We start from the raw sequence: 16219 nt of genomic DNA on the forward strand, positions 1-16219 counted from the left end.
CAAGGGCGGCGTGGTCGACCCGGCGGCGATCGAGCGCGAGCTCGCGCGCATCCCCAGTGTCGATGGCGCGCTGCGCCTGCTGCGCGCCGGCGCGCGCGACGAGGTGGCCGGGCAGCTGCCCGCGCTCGTCGGCGCGCTGCTGCCGCTGCTCGAATTGCTAGAATCCAGGCTTCAATCCGGACTACCGCTCGCAAGACTCCGCGAGTTCCACGACAAGGGCGGGGGCGGATGAGCGGACGGCGGCCGCAGCTGCGGGGCCGTCCGAGAAGGGGTGTGCAAGCGGGTTTCGAGGCGCTGTCCCGGCGCCGAGGGGCCCGCACACGTCGCGTGCAACAACACGATCATTGAAGGCAGACGGGAGAGGAAGCAATGACCGATTACCAGCAGTTCCACCGCCGTTCCATCGAAGACCGCGACGGGTTCTGGGCCGAACAGGCCCGGCTCGTGCATTGGAACAAGCCCGCAGAGCAGGTCTGCGACTATTCCAAGCCGCCGTTCGTCAAGTGGTTCAAGGGCGGCGAGACCAACCTGTGCTACAACGCCGTCGATCGCCACGCCGCCGCGCGCCCGAACGACCGCGCGCTGGTGTACATCTCGACCGAGACCGACGAGGAGAAGGTGTACTCCTTCGCCGAACTGCAGCGCGAGGTCGAGCGCATGGCGGCGATCTACCAGGAACTCGGCGTCCAGCGCGGCGACCGCGTGCTGATCTACATGCCGATGATCGCCGAGGCCGCGTTCGCCATGCTCGCCTGCGCGCGCATCGGCGCCATCCACTCGGTGGTGTTCGGCGGCTTCGCGGCCGGCTCGCTCGCCACCCGCATCGACGACGCCAAGCCGGTGCTGATGGTCAGCTCGGACGCCGGCATGCGCAACGGCAAGCCGGTGCCCTACAAGCACCTGGTGGACGAAGCCTGCAAGCTCGCCGAGTTCCCGCCCGCCAAGGTGCTGATCATCGATCGCGGCCTGGACAAGGGCTTCGCCAAGGTCGCCGGCCGCGACGTCGACTACGCCGAGCTGCGCGCCAGGCACATGGACGCCCAGGTCCCGGTCGTGTGGCTCGAATCTTCCGAGCCGAGCTACATCCTGTACACCTCCGGCACCACCGGCAAGCCCAAGGGTGTGCAGCGCGACACCGGCGGCTACACCGTGGCCCTGACCGCCTCGATGAAGCACATCTTCACCGGCGGCGCGGGCGAGACCATGTTCTCGACCTCGGACATCGGCTGGGTGGTCGGCCACAGCTACATCATCTACGGCCCGCTGCTCGCCGGCATGGCCACGATCATGTACGAGGGCACGCCGCTGCGCCCAGACGCCGGCATCTGGTGGCAGATCGTCGAGAAGTACAAGGTCACGGTGATGTTCTCCGCGCCCACCGCGGTGCGCGTGTTGAAGAAGCAGGACCCGGCCTTCCTCAAGAAGTACGACCTGTCCTCGCTCAAGCACCTGTTCCTGGCCGGCGAGCCGCTCGACGAGACCAGCCACCAGTGGATCATGGAAGAGCTCGGCATCCCGGTCATCGACAACTACTGGCAGACCGAGACCGGCTGGCCGATGCTCGCCATCTGCCGCGGCGTCGAGGACAGCCCGATCAAGCTCGGCTCGCCCGCCTTCCCGGTGTATGGCTACGACCTGCGCATCTTCCGCGAGGACGGCACAGAGTGCGGCGCCAACGAGAAGGGCATCGTCGGCATCCTGCCGCCGCTGCCGCCGGGCTGCCTGTCGACCGTGTGGGGCCAGGACGAGCGCTTCGTCAGCACCTACTTCACGCTGTTCACCGAGCCGGTGGTGTATTCCTCGTCCGACTGGGGCATCAAGGACGACAAGGGCTACTTCACCATCCTCGGCCGCATGGACGACGTGATCAACGTCGCCGGCCACCGCCTCGGCACGCGCGAGATCGAGGAGGCCGTGCAGACCCACCCGGCGATCGCCGAGGTGGCGGTGGTGGGCGTGGCCGACGAGCTCAAGGGCCAGATGCCGATGGCCTTCGCGGTGGTCAAGAACGCGGCCGACGTCGATACCCCCGAGAAGCGCGCCGCGCTCGAGAAGGAGGTCATGAAGAAGGTCGACGAGAGCCTCGGCGCGATCGCGCGTCCGGCCCGTGTGCACTTCATCAACGGCCTGCCCAAGACGCGCTCGGGCAAGATGCTGCGGCGCTCGATCCAGGCGCTGGCCGAAGGCCGCGATGCGGGCGACCTGACCACCATCGACGATCCGAGCACGCTCGAGCAGATCAAGGTGGCGCTGAAGGGCTGAGCGCGACCGCGGCGTTGCGGGCCGTTTCCGGCCCGCATCGAGCAAAGAGGCCTGTGGCCACGGGCGATGCTCCGTGGCCGCAGGCCTCTGCCTTTTCAGGGGTGCGCAGCCGCGAACGGGCTATCCGCCCTGCGCGGCGGGCAAGCCCTGCCGCCCCTGGACGCGTCCGGCCTCCTCGAATCCGCGCCCGATTTCCGCTCGGACCAGCTGCCACAAGGGGTGCAGGATCGGGCGCATGTTGCGGATGATCTCCTCGACGTGCATTACCGACGGGATGCGCCGTCCGCGATGCTCGATCGGCTGTCCGATCTGGATGACCTCCACGCCGAGCTTGCCGAAATGCGCGGCGAGGCGAGGCTCGGTGAGCACGAACACCGTGTCGATGCCGCAGCAGTCGGCCAGCGCCACGGCACCCAGCAGCAGGCTCGTCGGCACGAAGGGGAAGCGCGGCCGCTCCCCTTCGGCAAAGTCCGAGTTGTCGATATGGACCGGGGTGTGCTCCTCGCCGCGACGACGCCGGTAATCCCGGTGCACCGCCAGCCTCGAGATCTCGGCGACGCGTTCGCGCGGAAGCTTGGCGGGGTCGATGATCGATCGATCGAGCACGGAGGCGCAGGCGACCTCGAAGGGCAGGGGCGCTGCAGGGTCGCGCGGGTCGGTGAGGACCACTCGGGCACATCCGACCGGCCGCAGGGGGGCAGTCACGGTCCTGAGCAAGCAGTGGACGCTGTGCGCGTCGAAGTGGTCGATCTCCCGGCCGTCCGGGCGAATGCGCTCGAACTGCAGATCCTCGCAATACACGCTATGACGGATGTGGAAGACCTCGTTCTTGAGGTCCTCATCAAGGGCTGCGTCGACGCGGAAGTACTTGCTGAATCCCTCTCCGAGGTTGACGCGGTCGATGAACTGCATGGTGGTGTGCCTTTTCGATGTTCAGGTTCGCTGGCGCAGCGCTTCCACCAGCTCCGTCCTGGAAACCCGGCGGGCTGGGAAGATCGCGGCCAGCGCAGTCGCGAGGACGCCGATCAGAAAAGCCGTGGCCACGTTCGCGGTGTCGAGGCGGATCATTGCGGTGTATCCGGTGTTGGCGCTCGGTGGTGGTGGCATCGGAATCCCGATCGCGGAGATCGCGAGCGCCAGCCCGATTCCAATGATCGCACCAAGCGTGCCACCGATCAGACCGAGGAAGGTGTTTTCCAGCAGGATCAGGCGGAATATGTCACGTTGCCGGTTGCCCAGGGCCTGCAGGGTGCCGAATTCGCCCAGACGCTCGAAGGCGCTCATGTTCACCGTGTTCGCCACCGAGAGCAGGACCATCACGAGAATGATCACTTGCAGCACCCCGAACTGGCGGTCGTAGAGCTGCAGCGTCTTCTCGTAGAAGTCCGACAACTGCTTCCAGCTGTAGGCTTCGAGCCCGCTGCCGGCGAGCTGGGCCTGGATCGTTGCGAGCGCATCGTCGGTGTCGCGCGTGCGATGCAGGGTCACGACGAGTTGGTTGGCGCCGGCGGTCGCAAGGAGCTCCTGTGCCGTGGAGAGCGGGACACGCACTGCTCGCGCGTCGAATTCGCGCGAGAAGCTCTGGAAGATGCCGACGATCTCGACGTCGACGGTGTTCAGCGCGCCCCCCGCCGTGTTGACGAGCAAGGTCGCCTGATCGCCGACCTTGAGCGCGAGCGACTGTGCCACACCCTGGCCCACGATCATCCCGAAGGCGTCGGCATCGCTCAGAGGCCTCCCGGAGAGCATCTTGAGGAAGCTCCCCAGCCTGGCCTCCTTCTCCGGTTCGATCCCCTCGCCGATGATCGCCAGGTCGCGCTTGCCGTTATTGAGCAGCCCCGAGAAGCTCAGGCGACTGGATACGTCGCGGATCTGGGGCGAGCTCGCGATGCGTGCCGCGATCGGCGCGGGGTCTTCGATGAGGTAGCGGTCCGGCTGGCGATTGCCCTTCTCGCGAAAGTCCTCGCGAAACACCTGCACATGCCCGGTCTCGGACTGGATGATCGCTTCGCCGAGCTGCACGAAGATGTCCTGCACGAAGCCGCCGGACAGGATCAGCCCCGTCACGCCGAAGACGATCGCGGCCAGGGTGATCGCGCTGCGGACACGCTGGCGAAAGACATTACGCAGGGCGAGCTTGTGGAGCATGGTCTCAGGCCTGATGACGCAGCGCGTCGACGATGTTCATGCGCGATGCCCTCCACGCCGAGGGAAGTCCGGCGAGCTGGGTGGTGATGAAGGCGAGGAGGAAGCCGTCGACGGCGAGCGCGGGGGAGATCGCGATTTCAGCGACGTAGCCGCGCGACATCCCCGGCGGCGGCGGCATCGGGATGCCGATCGCGGAGATCAATTGGCCGAGTGCCAGTGCGAGGGCCACGCCCAGGACCCCCGCAGCCAGTCCGAGCAAGGCCCCCTCCCAGATGAACAGTGCGAGGATGCCGCGCCGCCGGACGCCCAGGGCCATCGAGGTGCCGATTTCGGTCGTGCGTTCGATGACGGCCATGGACAGCGTATTGGAGATGCTCAGCACCACGATGAGGGCGATCATGATGCGGACCACGTTGACCTGGGTGTCGAAGAGTTCGACCGTCTTGGTATAGAAGTCCGCGAGCTCGATCCAAGGCGTGACCTCGAACCGATCCGCGGGCAGCCTGCCTCTCAACGCATGCACGGCGGCGTCGGTCTGTCCGGTTTCACCGAGCAGCACCACCCAGCTCGTCGCACCATCGACCCGCATCAGCCGGCGCGCGACCTCGATCGGTGCGCGCAGGGCGGTGTCGTCGTAGGCCTTCGAGGTCGTCTGGAACGTGCCGGCGACGGTCAGCTCGACCGCGTTGACTCCCCCCGCCGGCGTGTTGCCCAGCAGGACGACAAGGTCTCCGGGGTGCACCCCCAGGTTCGCCGCGAGGCCTTCGCCGAGCACGACCGAGTCGGGGCCGCCGGCACGCAGGTCGGTGCCCTCCATGACGGTGATCGCCCAGCTCAGGGGCGCCTCCGCCTCCGGGTCGACGCCCTCGCCGATGAAGGAGATGGTCGTCTCGTCCTTGCTCAACAGTCCGGTGAAGGCGAGCCGCGGTGCGATGGTGCGCACCTCGAAGCCCGCTGCGGACGCGACGACCGATGTATCCCTGTCGAGCAGGAAACTGTAGGGGTCGCTGACGCCCTCGCGGAAATAGCCGGGGCGCGTGATCTGCACGTGGCCGAGCTGGGACTGGATGGCGGCCTCGCGCATCGCCCACAGCACCCAGTTGATGAAGCCCCCTGCAAGCAGGTAGGACACCACCCCGCCGCAGATGATCGCCAGCGCGAGCAAGGTCCTGCGGTGATGCCGCAGCAGGTTGCGAGCGGCGATACGGGCCGGCTGTCCGGCTCTTGCGGTCGATGCTTGCCACATGTGCATGCGCGTATCAGGTTCGGGTTGATATCATAGCTCTTGGGCCCATACTGATGAAGGAACTCATTGATGAGCGGTCTCTTCGCATATGAAACCGCTTTCTCGCGCAACCTCGGTTGGGTCACGCAGGCCGAACAGATGGCCCTGCGGGGGAAGCGGATCGCGATCGCCGGCATGGGGGGCGTCGGGGGAGGGCATCTGCTCGCGCTCGCCCGCCTCGGGATCGGGTCCTTCTCGATTTCCGACTTCGACACATTCGACCTTGCGAACTTCAACCGCCAGGCGGGGGCGTTCATGTCATCGCTTGGCCGGCCCAAGGTCGAGGTCCTCGCGGACCTGGCTGCGGACATCAATCCGGAGTGCGAACTGCGCGTGTTCCCGGAGGGCGTCTCCGGGGACAACCTCGAGGATTTCCTGCGCGGCGCCGACCTCTATGTCGACGCGCTGGACTTCTTCGCGTTCGACATCCGGCGTGCCGTGTTCGCGGCCTGTCATCGCATGGGCATTCCCGCGGTCACCGCCGCGCCGCTCGGGCTGGGGGCCGCGGTGCTCGTCTTCCAGCCCGACGGGATGTCGTTCGAGCAGTATTTCCAGCTCGAAGGCTGCGACGACGAGGAGATGGCGGTGCGCTTCCTGATCGGGCTCACGCCGGCGATGTTGCAGTTCGGCTATCTCGCCGACCCCTCGCGGGTGAACCTGGGCGAGCAGCGCGGACCGTCCTGCGTCGCGGCCTGCCAGCTGTGCGCCGGACTGGTGGCGACCGAGTCGCTCAAGATCCTGCTCGGACGTGGCGGGGTCCGCAGTGCGCCGCGGGGCTATCAGTTCGATGCCTACCGCAACCGCCTTGCGAGGACCTGGCGGCCGGGGGGCAATCGCAACCCCTTCCAGCGCTTCCTGATCTGGATCGCTCGGCGGCAATTGATGAAGATGAAGCAAGCGGAGAGGGCCGATGGCCGATCGTGAAACCCTGATGCGGATTCTCGAGCTTGGTCGTTGGGCACCGAGCGGAGACAACACCCAGCCCTGGCGTTTCGAGATCGTGGACGACGAGCGCATCGCGGTGTATGGCCACGACACCCGCGCGGATTGCGTCTACGACTTCGCCGGCCGTGCCAGCCAGCTCTCCCACGGGGCGCTCCTCGAGACGCTGCGTCTGGCTGCCGGGCGCTTCGGGCTGTCCATGCGCTGGTCCTTGCGTGAGCCGCTGGTCGAGCACGCACCGGTCTACGAGCTCGTGTTCGCGCCCGCCTCGGCAGCGGTGGGCGACGACCCGCTGCAGGCCTGCATCGAGAGTCGCACCGTGCAGCGCCGGGCGATGCGCACCACGCCGCTCGACGACGCCGATCGCAGGGCGCTGGAGGCTGCGGTGGGGCCCGAGTACACCCTCTCCTTCCTGGAGAGCCTTGGCGATCGCCTCGCGGTGGCGCGGCTGCTGTGGGACAACGCCTACCTGAGGCTCACCTGCCCCGAGGCCTACCGGGTGCACCGGTCGATCATCGAGTGGCGCACCCGCTACAGCAAGGACAGGATCCCCGAGGAGGCGGTCGGCGTGGATGCGGTCACGGCCCGGCTGATGGAGTGGGTCATGCAGAACTGGTCGCGCGTCGAGTTCTTCAACCGCTACCTGCTCGGCACGGTTGCGCCACGCATCCAGCTCGACGTGGTGCCTGCGCTGGCGTGCGCGGCGCATGTACTCATGCGGCCGCGGCGGCCGATGGATGGCCTGCCCGACCATGTCGAGGCGGGAATGGCCCTGCAGCGCCTGTGGCTTGCCGCGAGCGCGCGCGGTCTGCTGCTGCAGCCGGAGATGACGCCGGTGATCTTCCGCTGGTACGCGCGCAGCGGCACCCCCATCTCGGCGCGAGCATCGATCGACGAGGGCGCACGCCGCCTGGCGGCGCGCTTCGAGCGCCTGATGGGGGCCGGCGAAGAAGAGCCCTTCGCGTTCTTCTGCCGGGTCGGCCATTCGGCTGCGCCGCGTTCGCGTTCGCTGCGAAAGGCTCTGGATGAACTGATGGTGGGTCCGCGATGAAGCCTCGTGCAACCGGGTGTGGGGTGCGCCCGCGTCCTGCGCGCGCGCGCGCCGGCGTGGGCGGCCGGTGCGGGGACCCCAGCGCATGAGCGCAGGGATCGAAAGCTGCCTGTGGGACGTCATCATCGTCGGCACCGGCATGGGCGGTGCGACCGCGGGGCATGCGCTCGCGCGCCAGGGCCTGAAGGTGCTTTTCGTCGACAAGGGGCGTTCGCCCGCGGCGCCGGGCAGCATCCTCGGTGGCTATCCCGAGGACGAGGTCGGCAGTCCCTTCCCGCCCACGCCCGCCACGCTCGACGGCCTGCGCAGGGGCGGGCGCGAGTGGGAGCGGATCGTCGACGCCAGCGCACCCCGGCGAACGAGCCACATTCCCTTCATCGGCTCGGGGGTCGGTGGCTCGAGCGCGCTGTACGGCATGGCGATGGAGCGCTTCTTCCCCGCGGATTTCGCGCCTGCCGAGTGTTTCCCGGAGGGGGTGGCGGAGAGTACCCTGCCGCGGCGCTGGCCGATCGCCTACGAGGACCTCTCGCCTTACTACACGCAGGCCGAGGCGCTTTATCGCGTGCGCGGGAGCCGCGATCCCCTGCGTGGTGCCGACTTCGCGCCGGCCTATCTCGACCCCGGGATGCTGTCGCCCGGTGCGGACGAGCTCGCGCGCTGGCTGCGCGAGGCGGGGATGCATCCCTACCGGCTGCCGCTCGCCTGCGAGCTCGTGCCCGAGTGCGCCTGCTGCCAGAGCTACCTGTGCGCGCGCGGATGCAAGAACGATGCCGGGCGCATCTGCGTCGAGCCGGCCGTGCGCGATCATGGTGCCAGCCTGATCGACGCGTGCGAGGTCGTCCGCCTCGAGGCGTCGCCGCAGCGTGTGGAGGGGGTGGTGTGCCGGCACGAGGGGCGCAGTTTCACCCTGCGCGCGCGTACGGTGGTGCTGGCCGCCGGCGCGCTGCACACCCCGCGCCTGCTGCTGGCCTCGGCCAATGCCGATTGGCCGCGGGGGCTCGCAAACCGTAGCGGACTGGTCGGGCGCAACCTGATGCGCCACTACGTCGACCTCTACGTGATCCGGCCGCGAACACCGCCGGGCGCGCAGGCAGCCTGGAAAGAGATCGCCTTCAACGACTTCTATCACGACGCGGGCGGGGGCAAGCTCGGCTCGGTACAGGACTTCGGCATGCTGCCGCCGGTGCGCCAGGTGCTCGATGTGCTTGCCGACGACATCGCGCAGCGCTACACGGCGCTCGCGGGGATGCTGTTCCGCCCGTTTGCTCCCCTGGTGGGACGTTACCTCGAGCACCGGCTTGCGGGCAGCCGAATCCTTGCCGCGCTCATGGAGGACCTGCCCTATGCCGACAACCGCATCGAACTCGCCGGCGATGGTGGTGTCCAGCTCCATTATCGGCTGCATGCGACCGAGCGCCGGCGCATCGCGCGCATGCGCAGCACGATGAAAGACTTGCTCGCACCGTTCCGTCCGATGCTGATCAAGCAGGCCGAGAGCAACGAGCGCCTCGCCCACGCCTGCGGCACCTGCCGCTTCGGCGAGGATGCGGGCACGAGCGTGCTGCGGCCGGACAACCGGGCCCACGATATCGATAATCTCTACGTGGTCGACGCCTCGTTCTTCCCGTCGAGCGCGGGCATCAACCCCAGCCTGACCATCGCCGCCAATGCCCTGCGGGTCGCGGAAGCGATCGGCCGGGCCATGGCCCAGGAGCCCGTCTCACCGTGAGCACCGAACTCGAATGCAGGATCTGCGGCTACCACTGCGCCGCCCCCGCCGCGGGCGAACTCGGCGCCTGCCGCGGCAACACCGAGCGCTTCGCCGGCGTCTCGCACCACCTTTGGAAATGTCCGCGCTGCGCGAGCATCCACAACATCGATCCGGTGGACTTCGCCGACCTCTATCGCGACTATCCGCTCAACCAGCGTCGCCTCGATGTCTTCGCGCGCGGCACCCTGCGCAACCTGCTGCGTCGGCTCGAACGCGCCGGGCTCGCCAAGGACGCGTCCATCCTCGACTACGGCTGCGGCAACGGGGTATTCATCGACTACCTCAGGCAGCGCGGCTACACCGACGTCCACGGCTACGACCCTCATGTCCCTGCGTTCGCGCGTCACCCCGAAGGGCGGTTCGACTGCGTGGTCGCCAACGACGTCATCGAGCACGTCGCCGACCCGCGCGCCACGATCGCCGACTTCGCCGCGCTGGTGCGCCCGGGAGGGATGCTCTACATCGGCACGGCGGACTCGGAGCCGGTGCGCATGGACGACCTCGAGCCGCATCTCATGCGGCTGCATCAGCCCTTCCACCGCGTGATCGTCACCGAGCGCTCGCTGCACCGCCTCGCGGCCGAGACCGGCTACGCCATGGTGGCGCACTGGCGGCGCTCGTACATGGATACCCTGCTACCTTTCGCCAACTATCGCTTCCTGGATGAATTCAGCCGCGCGCTCGGCCACGTCCTCGAACGCTCGTTCCACCCTTCCGCGTCGCGGGTGATGTTCCGCCGGCCGCGCCTGTGGCTGTATGCCTTCCTGGGCTATCTGAGCCCTTCTGCGTATGAGCCCGCGGTGCTGCTGCGTCGGCCGCCTGGCGCCGTGGCCGCCATCGAAACCACTGAGGAGTCGCAAGCATGAAGATGAACTGGGTCGAGAAGTTCCTCATGAACAATCCGATCCGCGCAGCGTTCCACGTCCATGTCGAGGCGCCGCTGCTCGAGCGCCTCGGCGGGCGTACCGAGGGGCTGCGCGTGCTCGAGGTGGGCTGCGGGCGAGGCGTGGGGACGGAGCAGATCTTTCGCCGTTTCGGCGCCGCCTCGGTGTTTGCGATGGACATCGACGAGGACATGGTGGCGCGCGCGCGCACCCGGCTGCAGGGCTTCCCCCCCGATCGTCTGCGCGTCGAGGTCGGCGACGTGACGGCGATCGACGCCGAGGACGCGAGCTTCGACGCCGTGTTCGACTTCGCGATCATCCACCACGTGCCCGACTGGCAGGCCGCCGTGGCCGAGATCCGCCGCGTGCTCAAGCCGGGCGGGCGCTTCTACTTCGAGGAGGTCACCCGTCATGCGCTCGACAAGTGGTCCTACCGCTTCTTCATGGAGCATCCCACCGAGAACCGCTTCACCACGGCCGAGTTCATCCGCGAGGTCGAGCGCCAGGGGATGATCGTCGGCAGCGACTACACCGAGCGTGGGGGAGGCGACTTCGTCTTCGGCGTGGGCCGCGTGGCGCCCGCGGCGGGCTGAGGATCTCGCGCGCCTGCCGGCAGTCGAGGCACGCGCCGGCGACCGGAATGTAAAAGGGGGAGGGCTTTCGCCTTCCCCCTTTCATCTAGGCCCGCTTCGGTCGGGTCAAGCCGCCTTGCGGCGACGCAGCGCAGCCAGACCGGCCATGCCCAGGCCCAGCAGTGCCAGGCTGCCCGGTTCCGGAACGGTGCGCTTCACTTCCACGCGGTTACCGGCACGGATGGTCAGGTTGTATTCGCCGGCGCCGAGATCGACCGTCTGAGCGGCGAACTTGGAGAACAGGCTGCTGGCGTACGGGCTCGAAACGGTAACGTCGTCGCCGGGCGAGAGCGCGGTGGCACTGACGTTCAGGCTTTCTTCGTCGAGCGATTCGGTACCACCGAAAATCCCGCCCGCTGCGCCGTTCGGCGTCCAGGCAAACGTCGGCACGAGATCACCGACTTTCGTCAGCGTGATGCTGAAGTCGAGGGACGCCTTGGCGAAGGAGTTCGGGTTGGCGAGGGCCAGGGGATCAAGGAGCGCCCTCAGGTAGGGGTCCGCTTCGAAGTAGAAGCCCAGCGCACAAGTGTTGGTGCCGTCGCCGCAAGAACCGGAGGCGGTCAGGCTCATCGTGAACAGTGCGGACGACGAGTTGTCCGCGCTGGCTTGGCCATAGCCCGTGGAGCCGATGTTGGCCTCGACGCCACTGCGTGCCGAGATGGTGCTGGTCGGCGAGGTCTGCTCGGACAGCACGATCGCATCGCCCCAGGCGTAGTTGCCGGCGCCGGCGCCGACGAGGTCGTAGTAGATGCCGGTCACGTCCTCGTTTGCGCGTGCGATTCCACCGCTCTGCGCAATTGCATCGGGCAGCGGGCCGGTGGCCGAGTTGTTGGTGCCGGAGCCGTTCAGGCTGTACGACGCGGTCGAGGTGGCGGACGGGAAATTAACCGTCAGCAAGGGCGAAGTGAAGTTCGTCGAACCATTGACCAGCGGGTTGATGAAGCCGGCCTGGAGGTTGTGGGTCGACACGGCATAGGCCGCGGCATTGGCGTTGGCCGCCGCGCCGAGGCCAAGCGCCACCAGGCTCGTTGCCAGGATCAGCGGCTTGAATTTGGTTTTCATGATGGAAACCCTCGTAGATCGGTAGTGTTGAATTCAAGCCTCGCTTCCGAAGCTCTAGCTTCCTTAAAGCACATACCGTGCCTGAAATAAAAAATAGCCTTCAAACAATGCTTTGCGGATGATCCCTTGCGATTGTGGGTAATCCGGCCGGGGTGAGTGTAAAAAAAACCGACACTCCTCCTTGCTCTTCGGGGGGCGTCAGGAGGGGGGCGGTGCCCGGTGGCGGCGGTTTTTTGTGGCCAGGCGGACCAGGTGATCGCCGAGAGGGGACTCGCCCTTGCGCTCGCGGTGGGTCGCCTGCAGCAGGTGCGCACGTTGTGTGAAGCCGTCCTCGCCGAGCAGGCGGGTGACTGCGCGTGCGATGAGCGCCGGCGACACCCGGTCGCCGCGCACCATCAGGCCGGCGCCGAAGCCTTCGATGGCCTGCATGTTGAGGAACTGGTCCATGTTTACCGCCACGCCCAGCACCGGCGTGCCTTGGACGAGCGCCTGGTTGGTGGTGGGGCTGCCGCCGTTGCAGATCACCAGCCGCGCCTGTGCGCACGCGGCCTCCCCCGGGAGGAACTCGAACACGCGCGCCGACGAGGCGGCGAGCGCCGCCGGCACCGGCTTGCCGGCCGTGGACACGAGCGCGTCGCAGCCGCAGGCTTCGAGCGCCGCGACGATGGCGGAGAGGGCTTCCACCGCGCCCGAGCTGCCCATGCTCACGTAGACCAGCGGCTTGCCGGTGGAGGCGGTGGCATCGAAGGGGGGCGGTGCGGGCGGCGACCATGCGAGCGGACCGAGGAAGGCGGCGTCGTCGCGTGGGACGAGGTCCGGAAACAGGGAGGGGAAGTTCGCGAACAGGCGCAGGTCGGCGTCGGTGTAGCAGCGCCGCAGGTCGTGACCGAGGCTGGGCAGGCCGTGACGGGCGCGCAGGCGCTCGAGCGGCAGGGTGTGCAGGCGCATCGCGAGCGGCGAGACCGCATCGAACAGCAGGCGGGCGAGCGGGATCGGTGTGAAGCGGGTGAAGGGCAGTACTGGCAGCGTCGCGCGCAGGGGGCGCTCGGGGCTCCAGTAGGCGTCGCAGACGGTGGCGTAGGGGACGCCGCGCAGACGGGCGCTGACCGACAGCGACAGGCGGAAATCGCCCACCACCACGTCGGGCTCGACGGCGTCGATCAGCGCCAGGTCGTCGGCGACGTAGCGCTCGAGCGTCGCGGTGTCGTAGAGCGGCAGGCCACGTGCGAGGCGGTGTGCGAAGACTGCGGAATCCTGGCATGCCAGCGTGCGGATATCCGCGCAGCAGCCCTCGCTCACCCAGGCATGAGACGCCGGCCGGGCCAGCGTTACCTCGAAGCGTGCCGGATCTAGGCTCGCGGCCAGGAGTACCGGGCGTGCGACATGAGCGAGGGTGGCGCCTTCGGCGAGGAACAGGATCTTGAATCGCGTATCGGGCACTCGGATCCTCCGCGGATGTTTCGGAGCCCCGAGGATAGCGCAAGGTCCGGCCTGCCCGAACGAGATGGCGGCGCCTCGATCCCCGAGGACGCCGCCATCGTGTTCAACCAGCCGGGTGTGTCCGCGCCCCGGTGCGGGGGGGGGCGATCGAACAGGCCCGGGGTGTTCGCGACTCACCCGCGACGGCGAAGCGTCCCGCCCCACAGGCCGATCATGCCGATCCCCAGCAGCGCGAGCACGCCGGGTTCCGGCACCTGCTTGAGGTTGCTGGCGGTCGACAGGAAGACCTGCTCGTAGCCGTTGTTGAGCGAGCGACCGACGCAGTCTGCTTGGTCGCCGATGCCCGGATCGCAGCCCATGCGCAGGTTGACGTTCATGCTGTAGTTGGTGATGTCGCCCGCGAACAAGCTCATCAGCTGCGCGTCGAGCTCGGGGAACACGATCGCGTACGCGGCCTGGTTGGCGCCGAGGTTCGCGTCGAAGGACTGGGTCGCGGTCGGGTCGCTGCAGGAGACGAGCGCACCGCCCGCATTCAGACACTGCTTGCCACCGGACAGGATGTAGTCGGTTGCCGCGTTGGTGCCGATCAGCGGATTGTCGAGCGCACCCGCGTGGGTGTACGCGGTCGGATCGCCCAGGAGCGTGCCGCCGCCGCCGTCGGCGATCGTGGCGAACTTGTCGCCCTGGTTGGTGAGATCGAAGACGCCGATCACGTTGCCGGCGGCATCGCGCAGCGTGATCTGCGCCCAGCCCGCGAGGCCTTCGTTGACCGCGCCGCCGCTCTTGATCTGGTTGTTGTTGAAGAAGAAGATCAGGCTGTTGTCGGTGCCCATGAAGCTCTTCAGCGCGCCCAGCGACACGTCCCAAGTGCCGGCGCCGTCACCGGTGAACTCGTTTGCGCCGTTCGGATCGGCGGTGGTGCCGGTGCTGAAATAGGGGATGCCGCTCGAATTCGGCGTGGGGTAGGCATCATCCATGCCCGACGTATTGGTCGTGGCCGGGTTGCTGCTCGTGCCGGTGCCGATCACGGTCAGGTCCTTGATCGCGCCGGGCGTGGAGTCGATGTAATATGGGTTGCCCGGCCCGACGCCGCCGCCGTTGAGCTGGTTGTAGATGTAGGCGTTGTACTGGAGCAGGAAGGAATTGCCGTCGCCGTAGGTGACCCACGGGCACGCGCCGCCACAGGTCAGGTCGAGTGCTGCAGCCGGGGCGGACGCAAGCATGCCGGTACCCAGCAGGCCTGCAAGTGCCATTGCACGTTTGATGTTCATGATGTCCTCCGTTTGAGCAGGCCTTCAGCAGAAGGTCTCACAAGGAGAGCACGCATTTAACGTGCCAGACAAAAAACTCAATAAAAAACAGATATTTGCGATATATGCAAATCGGTTTTGTAAAAAAAACCGACACTTTCGCCCGAATTCGACCGGGAAATCAGCAGGCCACCATGTTGTCCCGGTGCACGAGCTCGGGCTCGTCGAGGTAGCCGATCAGGTTCGCGATCTCCGCGGTCGGCTTGCGCGCGATGCGCCGGCACTCCGATGCCGAGTAATTCACCAGCCCGCGCGCGACCTCGTCGCCCGCCAGGCTGCGGCAGGCCACCACCGCGCCGCGCTCGAAATCCCCGCGTACCTCGACCACGCCCACCGGCAGCAGGCTCTTGCCGCTCTTCAGCGCCGCCACCGCGCCGTCGTCGATGACGAGGTCGCCGGCGAGCTGGAGGTGGTCGGCCAGCCACTGCTTGCGGGCCTGCAGCGGCGTGCTGCTGGCGTAGAGCAGGGTGCCGAGCGCCTCGCCCGCGGCCAGCCGCAGGATGGGGTCGGGCTCGCGGCCGCTGGCGATGCAGGTGTGGGCGCCGCTGCGCGCGGCACGCTGGGCGGCGCGGATCTTGGTGATCATGCCGCCCTTGCTGATCGCGCTGCCCGAGCCGCCGGCCATGGCCTCGTACTGGCGGTCCTCGGCGCGGCCCTCGCCGATCAGCGTGGCGGCGGGGTCCTTGCGCGGGTCGGCGGTGTACAGGCCCTGCTGGTCGGTGAGGATGATCAGCGCCTCGGCCTCGATCAGGTTGGCGACGAGCGCGCCCAGGGTGTCGTTGTCGCCGAACTTGATCTCGTCGGTGACCACGGTGTCGTTCTCGTTGATGATTGGCACCACGCCGAGCGCGAGCAGGGTGGTGAGCGTGCTGCGCGCGTTGAGGTAGCGGCTGCGGTCGGCGAGGTCCTCGTGGGTGAGCAGGATCTGCGCGGTGTGCAGGCCGTGGCGCGAGAAGGCCTTCTCGTAGGCCTCGACCAGGCCCATCTGGCCGACCGCGGCGGCGGCCTGCAGCTTGCTCATCTCGGTGGGGCGCTTCGTCCAGCCCAGGCGCTGCATGCCGGCGGCGATCGCGCCCGAGGACACGAGCGCGACCTCGCGCCCCTCGGCGCGCAGCGCGGCGATCTGGCGCGCCCAGGCGTCGAGCGCGTCCTTGTCGAGGCCGGCGCCGTTGTTGGTGACGAGGGCGGAGCCGACCTTGACCACGAGGCGGCGGGCGTTGCGGAGCTTGGTTCTCATCTTTGCAGGGGGCCTGGGGGCAAAGGGAGGGGGTTGAACGCCCTGTGGGGCTTCGGTTTGGTGGGAGCGGGCCTGGCCGCGAAGGTTGCCTTGCGCGCGGGCAGACCCGCTCCCGGGGAGGTGGGTCAGCTCGAGCGCGGGCGATCTTCGGGCAGGGTGTCCTCGTCGTCGCCCGCGTCGTCGAGGCCTTCGTCC

Annotated in this window: 13 protein-coding genes and 1 pseudogene; 7 read left to right on the plus strand and 7 right to left on the minus strand. The window is 67.9% G+C overall.

What is annotated here, in order from left to right; translation table 11 throughout:
* Together C667_RS11995 and C667_RS12000 are read left to right on the plus strand one after the other, a co-directional pair.
* A pseudogene (locus C667_RS11995) lies at nucleotides 1–232 on the plus strand (diguanylate cyclase response regulator); the annotation flags it as partial.
* A 137-nt stretch (nucleotides 233–369) separates the two neighbouring features.
* On the plus strand, nucleotides 370–2262 hold the full coding sequence (locus C667_RS12000; protein WP_004364169.1) for a propionate--CoA ligase: 1893 nt from the start codon (nucleotides 370–372) through the stop codon (nucleotides 2260–2262).
* A 120-nt stretch (nucleotides 2263–2382) separates the two neighbouring features.
* On the opposite strand, the gene C667_RS12005 is transcribed toward C667_RS12000, so the two are convergent.
* The 3 genes from C667_RS12005 to C667_RS12015 are packed head-to-tail and all read right to left on the minus strand — an operon-like array spanning nucleotide 2383 to nucleotide 5662.
* Complete coding sequence (locus tag C667_RS12005) at nucleotides 2383–3174, minus strand: PEP-CTERM/exosortase system-associated acyltransferase (protein WP_004364170.1); 792 nt, start codon at nucleotides 3172–3174, stop codon at nucleotides 2383–2385.
* 21 nt (nucleotides 3175–3195) lie between these two features.
* Nucleotides 3196–4410 (minus strand): ABC transporter permease, encoded by a 1215-nt coding sequence (locus C667_RS12010; RefSeq protein ID WP_004364171.1) that lies wholly within the window; start codon nucleotides 4408–4410, stop codon nucleotides 3196–3198.
* A 4-nt stretch (nucleotides 4411–4414) separates the two neighbouring features.
* Nucleotides 4415–5662, minus strand: a complete 1248-nt coding sequence (locus tag C667_RS12015) for an ABC transporter permease (RefSeq protein WP_086013456.1) — start codon at nucleotides 5660–5662, stop codon at nucleotides 4415–4417.
* Between the two features lie 63 nt (nucleotides 5663–5725).
* Here C667_RS12015 and C667_RS12020 point away from each other — a divergent pair, with 63 nt between their 5' ends.
* The 5 genes from C667_RS12020 (at nucleotide 5726) to C667_RS12040 (ending at nucleotide 10936) form a co-directional block, all read left to right on the plus strand.
* Nucleotides 5726–6619 (plus strand): ThiF family adenylyltransferase, encoded by an 894-nt coding sequence (locus C667_RS12020; protein ID WP_004364173.1) that lies wholly within the window; start codon nucleotides 5726–5728, stop codon nucleotides 6617–6619.
* Entirely contained in the window at nucleotides 6606–7688 is a 1083-nt protein-coding gene (locus C667_RS12025) for a nitroreductase family protein (RefSeq protein ID WP_004364176.1), read from the plus strand. The genes C667_RS12020 and C667_RS12025 overlap by 14 nt, the downstream gene beginning before the upstream one ends.
* Nucleotides 7689–7773: 85 nt before the next feature.
* Nucleotides 7774–9417 (plus strand): GMC oxidoreductase, encoded by a 1644-nt coding sequence (locus C667_RS12030; protein WP_004364178.1) that lies wholly within the window; start codon nucleotides 7774–7776, stop codon nucleotides 9415–9417.
* Entirely contained in the window at nucleotides 9414–10325 is a 912-nt protein-coding gene (locus tag C667_RS24370; protein WP_004364180.1) for a class I SAM-dependent methyltransferase, read from the plus strand. The genes C667_RS12030 and C667_RS24370 overlap by 4 nt, the downstream gene beginning before the upstream one ends.
* Nucleotides 10322–10936, plus strand: coding sequence for a class I SAM-dependent methyltransferase (locus tag C667_RS12040; RefSeq protein ID WP_004364182.1), 615 nt, complete (start codon nucleotides 10322–10324; stop codon nucleotides 10934–10936). Before C667_RS24370 ends, C667_RS12040 begins: the two co-directional genes overlap by 4 nt.
* Before the next feature lie 105 nt (nucleotides 10937–11041).
* On the opposite strand, the gene C667_RS26470 is transcribed toward C667_RS12040, so the two are convergent.
* The 4 genes from C667_RS26470 to proB form a co-directional block, all read right to left on the minus strand.
* Nucleotides 11042–12037 carry an EDSAP-1 family PEP-CTERM protein gene (locus tag C667_RS26470; RefSeq protein WP_004364184.1) on the minus strand — a complete coding sequence of 332 codons (996 nt, stop codon included), beginning with the start codon at nucleotides 12035–12037 and terminating at the stop codon, nucleotides 11042–11044.
* Nucleotides 12038–12235: 198 nt separating this feature from the next.
* Complete coding sequence (locus C667_RS12050) at nucleotides 12236–13477, minus strand: glycosyltransferase (protein ID WP_004364185.1); 1242 nt, start codon at nucleotides 13475–13477, stop codon at nucleotides 12236–12238.
* Nucleotides 13478–13650: 173 nt separating this feature from the next.
* A complete protein-coding gene (locus C667_RS12055; protein WP_004364189.1) occupies nucleotides 13651–14748 on the minus strand; it encodes a PEP-CTERM sorting domain-containing protein in 1098 nt (365 codons plus the stop codon).
* A 160-nt stretch (nucleotides 14749–14908) separates the two neighbouring features.
* Nucleotides 14909–16024, minus strand: a complete 1116-nt coding sequence (gene proB, locus C667_RS12060) for a glutamate 5-kinase (RefSeq protein ID WP_004364194.1) — start codon at nucleotides 16022–16024, stop codon at nucleotides 14909–14911.
* Between the last annotated feature and the right edge of the window lie 195 nt (nucleotides 16025–16219).

It is taken from the genome of Thauera phenylacetica B4P (assembly GCF_000310225.1).
In the GTDB taxonomy this organism is placed as follows: Bacteria; Pseudomonadota; Gammaproteobacteria; order Burkholderiales; family Rhodocyclaceae; genus Thauera; species Thauera phenylacetica.